Source organism: Rhodococcus sp. NPDC004095 (genome assembly GCF_053604015.1).
On record NZ_JBSGGS010000012.1, the window covers coordinates 141,956 to 148,043 of the forward strand.

At 62.2% G+C, this 6,088-nt stretch carries 4 protein-coding genes and 1 pseudogene; 3 read left to right on the top strand and 2 right to left on the bottom strand.

The features are described 5' to 3' along the window. Window positions 1-51: 51 nt before the first annotated feature. Both ACWEPG_RS22485 and ACWEPG_RS22490 read right to left on the bottom strand, forming a co-directional pair. Complete coding sequence (locus tag ACWEPG_RS22485) at window positions 52-1,611, bottom strand: AMP-binding protein (RefSeq protein ID WP_452595373.1); 1,560 nt, start codon at window positions 1,609-1,611, stop codon at window positions 52-54. 26 nt (window positions 1,612-1,637) lie between these two features. Next, window positions 1,638-2,423 (bottom strand): enoyl-CoA hydratase/isomerase family protein, encoded by a 786-nt coding sequence (locus ACWEPG_RS22490; RefSeq protein WP_452595374.1) that lies wholly within the window; start codon window positions 2,421-2,423, stop codon window positions 1,638-1,640. Window positions 2,424-3,003: 580 nt separating this feature from the next. Here ACWEPG_RS22490 and ACWEPG_RS22495 point away from each other — a divergent pair. From ACWEPG_RS22495 to ACWEPG_RS22505, 3 genes and pseudogenes are all read left to right on the top strand, one after another. Beyond that, window positions 3,004-4,302: an MFS transporter gene (locus ACWEPG_RS22495; RefSeq protein WP_452595375.1), complete on the top strand. Its 1,299-nt coding sequence runs from the start codon at window positions 3,004-3,006 to the stop codon at window positions 4,300-4,302. 328 nt (window positions 4,303-4,630) lie between these two features. Continuing rightward, a pseudogene (locus ACWEPG_RS22500) lies at window positions 4,631-5,066 on the top strand (IS481 family transposase); the annotation flags it as partial. 341 nt (window positions 5,067-5,407) lie between these two features. Further along, window positions 5,408-6,088 (top strand): aldehyde dehydrogenase family protein (locus ACWEPG_RS22505; RefSeq protein WP_452595376.1); only part of this gene is annotated, 681 nt, incomplete at its 3' end.

A 6,088-nucleotide genomic window follows, 5' to 3' on the forward strand; every position in this document is an offset into this window, starting at 1 on the left:
CTCTTGCCGAAATCGCGCTGTCGACTCTTGGTGCACCTCCGCCGGCGGGCGTCAGGCGCGAACCTTTGCAGGAAGCTCGAACTCCCGCGTGTTCTCATTGAACGGGCGTTCCTGGAGTTTGAACTTCTCGACCTTGCCAGTGGGGGTCTTCGGCAACTCGGGTACGAGCTCAATGTAGCGAGGAACCTGGAATCGAGCCATCGTGCCGTAGCAGAAGTCCCAGACTTCCTTCTCGGTCAAGGACTCGCCTTCCCTGACCACGACCGAGATCTTGACCTCTTCTTCCGTGAGCTCCGACCGGACACCGTATGCGGCGCAGTCGAAGACCTGGGGATGCTCGCGAACCCCTTCTTCGACCTCGAATGCCGAGATATTCTCGCCGCGCCGTCGGATGGACTCCTTCTTCCGGCCGACGAAGAAGACGTTGCCCGCATCGTCGACCCGGACGAGATCGCCGCTGTGGAACCACATGTTGCGCATAGCTTCTGCGCTGGCCTCCGGATTGCCGAAGTATCCGGAAAAGGTCGTCCAGGGCACCCTTGGACGAATCAGAAGCTCACCGGTTTGCCCGACCGACACTTCCTCGTCGAACTCATCGGTCACTCTGATCTCGAACTCATCGACGACGCGGCCACATGATCCGGGCACCCGCTCGTCCGTAAACCGCTGGGTTATAGGGATGTTCGCTTCGACGGACCCGTACAGCTCGATCACAGTCAATCCGAAACGCTTCTCGAAGACTTCGATCGATTCGGGCACCGGAACTCCCCAAGCGAGTCGGACGGGGTTGTCCGCGTCGTCCGGCCGCGGCTCCGCCTTTCCGAGGATGGAAAGGGTCGCCCCCATGAAGTCGAAGACCGTCGCGCCTGCTTCCCGAACCTCGTCCCAGAACCGAGATGCACTGAAGCGCTTGCTAATCGCAGCCGTTGCACCGATGAGGAGAGCAGGAACCGTCGTGAGAGCCGTTGCATCGGCATGGAACAGCGGGAACGGGCAGTAGAGCACGTCACTCTCGACCAGACCGAAGTCGCGGATCGCAATGCCGGCCTGGGACGTGAAGTAGCGGTGCGGCAACATGCATGCCTTCGACCGCCCGGTGGTCCCCGAGGTGTACAGCAGGGCCGAAACATCCGAAGGCCGCACTTCCACAGCCGGTTTCGCGTGATCGAGGTAAACGTCAGCCAGTCGCAGACCGCCGTTCGCACTGTCGCCCACTGTGATGACGGTGGCGTCGATCCCTGCTCGCCACAAGGCGGTAGTCAAGATCTCGTGGAGATCGGAATCCACGACGTACACGCGGGCGTCCGCCAGCTTTGCCGCATGCTCGAGGCTGAGACCACGGAACTCGGTGTTGATCGGTACCCAAGCGGCACCGAGGCGGTTCGCCGCGAACCACGTGTGCTCGCACTCGAGCGAGTTTCGCATAAAGACGCTGACACGGTCACCGGCCTGGATTCCGCAGACCTCGCTGAAACCGGCAGCAAGCCGGCCCACCTGCGCGTCGAACTCGGCGAACGTCACGTCACATCCGTCGATCTTGAGGAAGATCCGATCAGGCCAACGTTCGACAGCATCGGCGAGCGCCGAATTCAGAGTTGTTTCGTCGTTCATTTCTCTCACTTCAGTTGTCGGGATCTCTACGGAGATGTCGTCGATGCGCCGGTGTCGGCGCGGTCTCGGTTGCGGAACGCGACAAAACTCTCAGCCGTTTCGGCCGAGGCGAAGCAATGCGACGCGAGCTCGACCTCGAGCTGCAGGTAGGTCTCCTGCTGAGGCACCAGCGCGACCTCGATCGCGCGTTTGACGGCCGTCTGGGAACGGCGAGGGTACGAACTCAACTGCGCCGCAAGCTCCAACGCGCGAGCCTGCGGATCGTCATGGAGCTCCGTGTACAGCCCCAGTTCGAGGCCTTCGGCTGGATCGACCCATCGGCCGGTTAGCAACAATTCCTTGGCACGAAGCAATCCGACCATCAGCGGGAGGCGGGCAGTGATGCCTCCCGTCGGTGCGTGACCGATGACCGCCTCAGGGAACTTGAGCCTGGCCTGAGGACCCCCGACGACGAAATCTGCAGTGAGAGCGATCTCCGCTCCCCCACCAATGGCATAGCCCTGGACCGCACTGACCACCGGGCACGGAGCACCGGTCATCAATCGAGTGAGGTCTTGAAGCTGATGGAACGCCACCCGCAACTCTTCGGCCGAGCCGGTCTTCGGCGCGAGCGTTTCGTTCAGGTCCTCTCCGGCACAGAACGCCCTCCCCGCACCCTGGACCACGATGGCGCCGGCATCCTGTACCGCTCGGAGCGCTCCGACGAAATTGGTCAACAGGCCCGTGTTCAGTGCGTTCAATGCGTGGGGGCGATTGAGGGTGAGCACTGCCACGTCTCCGACATGCTCGACGAGCACTGACGGTTCACTCATGATTCTTCCTTCGGTTGAGTAGTGCGGCCACAGAACGTCTGACGAGAGTTCGGCGCCGCGACGATCCGGCTCGCTCGCACGGCTGGAAAGCCTGCTCGATCCGCCCCTCCCGACCAGCGGTCACGGACTGGACGACCATGGCGAGCCGGGAGGGCTTACCTTACTGGTCTGACAAGTAGAACATCAGCATTGGTTGGGGTTGTCAAGACCCGAGGCTTCATCGACAGACCATTGAGTGTGCCGATGCCCAGCATCGCCAATCTTCCTGTTCCTAGCGAAGTCGTGGGTCGAAATCTGTTTCTATACAGGCGCATACGCAGACCAAGAGACGCGTCGCACCGGTCCAGACGGAGCGATCTCCACCCCAGCCTTGACCGCAAAGTCGTGATGTAGTTCACTGCTTCTACTGGCCAGACCACCTCAGTCACCCAGGATCTATCTCAGCCAGACCCTGCAACCCACTCTGTTCAACTTCTGAATCACCGGGATTCGGAGAGCCTCATCCGTACGCGCGCACCCAGCACATCGCCAACCGGCATGCCCTCCGATTCCCGACCCTTCGCGACGGAGAACTGCTTAGATGATCACCGATCAGTCACAATCGACGGCGCCCAGCGCCCCAGCCACAATGCATCGCGTAGCGCTAGCCAGCTTCGTAGGCTCAGCGATCGAGTACTACGACTTCTACATATACGGAATCGCTGCAGCTCTCGTATTTCCTCACGTCTTCTTTCCCGACCTTTCCCCCACCGTCGCAACAGTATCCTCGTTTGCGACGTTTGCTGTCGCTTTCATCATCCGGCCCGTCGGGTCCGCCTTCTTCGGATATTACGGCGACCGACTCGGCCGAAAAAGGACACTTGTGGCGACGCTATTGATAATGGGCGGATCCACGATCACCATCGGCCTGATACCGAGCGCCGATACCATTGGAGTCTGGGCCCCACTCCTCCTTATTCTGATGCGCGCATTGCAGGGGTTTGCCGTCGGCGGTGAATGGTCCGGTGCAGCACTTCTCACCGCGGAGTACGCCCCCAGCAGAAAGCGCGGACTGTACGGGATGTTCCCTCAGATCGGCGTCGGGGCGGGCCTGGTACTCAGCAGCCTCGTCTTCTTCATCGTCAGCAGTTCCATTGGCGAGCGCAGCAATGCATTCCTGGCGTGGGGCTGGCGCCTGCCCTTCCTCTTCAGCATCGTCCTCATCGCAATTGCGCTCTACATGCGGCTCAACATCGAGGAGACTCCGGTATTCCGAAACCAGCAGTCAACCGTCTCCAAGAGCCCCCTGTCCTCTCTGCTTCGGACACAGGCCAAGCAAACAGCACTTGGCGCCGGCGTAATGGTGAGTGTCTTTTCATTCACCTTTATGGGAGGCACATACTTGACCGGGTACGGCCGAACCGAACTCGGACATTCCTTTTCGCTCGTCCTCATTGCAAATGTCGCGGGCGGGCTGGCAATGGTGACCACGTGCGCAATCTCCGCCGTCCTCAGCGATTCGCTCGGACGCCGCCGAGTCATCCTCCTCGGGTTCGCGCTGGCGCTCCCCTGGGCGTTCGCGATCCTTCCCATCCTCGATACCGGGTCCGCAGTTCTGTTCGTCGTCGGAATCGCTGGAACCTTCGGAATCCTGGGCACGTCCTACGGCCCCATGGCCTCGTTCATTCCTGAGCTGTTCTCGACCGAGCATCGCTACACGGGAGCTGGACTCGCATACAACCTCGCCGGCGTACTCGGGGGCGCCATCCCACCCGTGATCGCAGGGGTCTTGTTGGCGACATTCGGCAGCCTCGCCATCGCGGTCCTGCTCATCGGCGCCGTCCTGATCAGCCTGGTGAGCACGCTCCTACTTCCCGAAACCAATTCTCTCTCCTTGTAGTTCGGCAAGCACCAGGATTCGGTTCCGCCATCGTCGATGTGCGGTGGCGGAACCGAACCCCGATTCTTCATCCCGATTGCGCAGGACCGGACCATCTCCCCGAACCGCGGAGCGCTTGCCGAAAACGTCGCCGACATCACGACTCCATCCCGGCCCGACAGACACCACCCAGCCCGCACAGATGACCACTGCGCACCCGATCAGTTGGGTGATTCCGGGTCGTTCATGGAGCAGTGCCACGCCTGCGAGCAACGCGAGCACGGGTTGCACCAACAGCAGCGTGGCCCGATCTCGGCCGGAACCTCGGGCAGGCCGTCGGCGATCAGAATCCATCCGCACCGCCTCCCGCGTACTACTCCACCATGACGTGCCCTACCTGGCGGACTTGGATCCGTTGACCGGTAAGGTGATCCGGGGCGTCGAAGCCGACCGAGGCGCGCTCCGAACGTGAGCGCCCGGGCGAGCTGGTGCACATGGAGGTCAAGAAGGTCGGTCGGATTCCGGATGGCGGCGGCTGGCGCAACCAACGACGCGTCAGTGGATCGACAACCCGCGATCGCAGCACAAAGACCGGATTTGACGACACCCATTCGCTCGTGGACGACCACTCCCGGCTCGCCGACTCGGAGATCTTCGCCGATGAAAAGAGCGAGACCTGTGCAGGTTTCCTGACCCGTGCGATCGACTACTTCGCCAGCCGCGGCATCACCACGATCGACCGGTTGATGACCGACAACGCCGCCAGGGCCTACCGGTGGTTGCTGCGCGGCACATTCTCCCAGCATGAGCGCCTCGTCTCCATGCAGTGAGAGCGTTGCGTAGATGCGCAGGCGAACCACGCCGAGCGCGTGCGCAGACAGAATGGGGCCAGACTGACGGTCCAATTACACTGAACACCAACCTGTTTCAACGCGACCACGCAGCCAGGGAGGCAGGAAGGGGCCGGAGCCCGCTCCGCGCCCGCCACCCCCGAGCAGGGACAGCAACCGGGTTCAGAGTAAATGGACATCCAACTATTGGATGGCCTACTATCACTCGAGCGTGAGGTGGTCACTCACACCCTTTCTGGCGTACGCATCGAGACAATGAAGGACAGATACGAACCATGAGTGTTCAGGAACTCACTCACTTCGTCGGCGGCAAGCGCGTCCCCGGCACCTCCGACAAGTTCGGCGACGTCTACGACCCCAACACCGGCGAGGTGCAGGCACGCGTGCCGCTCGCCGACAAGGCCGAGACCGAGGCGATCATCGCCAACGCGGTTGACGCTCAGCGTGAGTGGGCGGCGTTCAACCCGCAGAAGCGTGCCCGCGTCCTGATGAAGTTCCTCCAGCTCGTGCAGGAGGAGATGGACTCGCTCGCGCGGCTGCTCTCCTCGGAACACGGCAAGACCATCCCCGACGCCAAGGGCGACATCCAGCGCGGCCTCGAGGTCATCGAGTTCGCCCTCGGCGCGCCGCACCTGCTCAAGGGCGAGTACACCGAGTCCGCCGGCACCGGCATCGACGTGTACTCGATGCGGCAGCCGCTCGGTGTCGTCGCCGGCATCACCCCGTTCAACTTCCCCGCGATGATCCCGCTGTGGAAGGCCGGTCCGGCCCTCGTCGCCGGCAACGCCTTCATTCTCAAGCCGTCCGAGCGCGACCCCTCGGTGCCGCTGCGCATCGCCGAGCTGTTCGTCGAGGCCGGGTTGCCCGCCGGTGTGTTCAACGTGGTCAACGGCGACAAGGAGGTTGTCGACGTCCTGCTCACCGACGACCGGATCAAGGCTGTCGGCTTCGTCGGC